The following is a 1,139-nucleotide window of genomic DNA, read 5'->3' on the forward strand; positions in this document are numbered from 1 at the left end:
AGCGAAGGTCTGGATATTCTACCGTTTGCGTTATTCGCAGGTGTGTCATTTACCGTTCCTTACGCATTAACTGGCGTGTTCTTGGGCGCTGAGTTTCCATCGCTGATTGGTGGTTTGGTTGGTCTTTCTATCGTCGTAACTGCTGCGAAAAAAGGTTTCCTAGTTCCTAAAACAAAATGGGATTTTGAAAGCGAAGACAAATGGCCAGCAGAGTGGTTAGGTTCTTTGAAAGTGGATCTGCACGACAATCCTGGTAAGCCAATGAGCTTGGTAAAAGCGTGGATTCCTTATGTAATGCTGGCCGTTATTTTGGTAGCAAGCCGCGTAAGCTCTGAGTTTAAAGGTCTACTGCAAAGCATCAGCGTGTCGTTTAGCAACATTCTAGGCGAGACAGGCGTTAGCGCTGCCATTCAGCCGCTTTACCTTCCTGGTGGTGTACTGGTGTTCGTTGCTCTGCTTGCTGCTGTACTGCAAAGCGGTAGCGCAAAACCTTTGCGTGAAGCATTCGGCGAGTCAAGCAAAACGCTAATCGGTGCAGGCTTCGTATTGGTGTTCACTATCCCGATGGTACGTATCTTCATCAACTCAGGAGTGAACGGTGCTGACCTAGCAAGTATGCCTGTAACAACTGCGAACTTTGCCTCAGACCTCGTTGGCTCTGCATTCCCAGCGCTGAGTGCAACGGTTGGTGCGCTAGGTGCATTCATTGCGGGTTCGAATACCGTATCGAACATGATGTTCAGCCAGTTCCAATTCGAAGTCGCGCAGACATTGTCTATCTCAAGCGTGGTTGTAGTGTCACTGCAAGCCGTTGGCGCGGCTGCGGGTAACATGATTGCCATTCACAACGTGGTGGCGGCATCCGCAACCGTCGGTCTACTAGGTCGTGAAGGCGCAACCTTACGTAAGACGATCATCCCAACGTTCTACTACCTAGTAATGACAGGCATCATCGGTTTGGGTCTGATTTACGGATTCCAACTTACAGACGCCTTAATGAAGTAACACTTACGCAGGGTCTCCCCCGCCCTGCACTTTCTCTGGCACAGCGGTCAGCACTGCTACCCCGACACTTTTGGTGTGGCTTGCTGCATCAATCCCCCGACCGATGTGCCAGTCTTTTTCAGTGCAGATAATTG

The 1,139-nt window shown here is 50.1% G+C and carries 1 protein-coding gene; it reads left to right on the forward strand.

Features of this window, described 5'->3' with window-relative positions; translation table 11 throughout:
- A partial coding sequence (locus R7040_RS24660) for an L-lactate permease (RefSeq protein WP_318097302.1) occupies nucleotides 1–1,005 on the forward strand: 1,005 nt, incomplete at its 5' end.
- Nucleotides 1,006–1,139 lie beyond the last annotated feature (134 nt).

This window comes from Vibrio sp. 1069 (assembly GCF_033340555.1).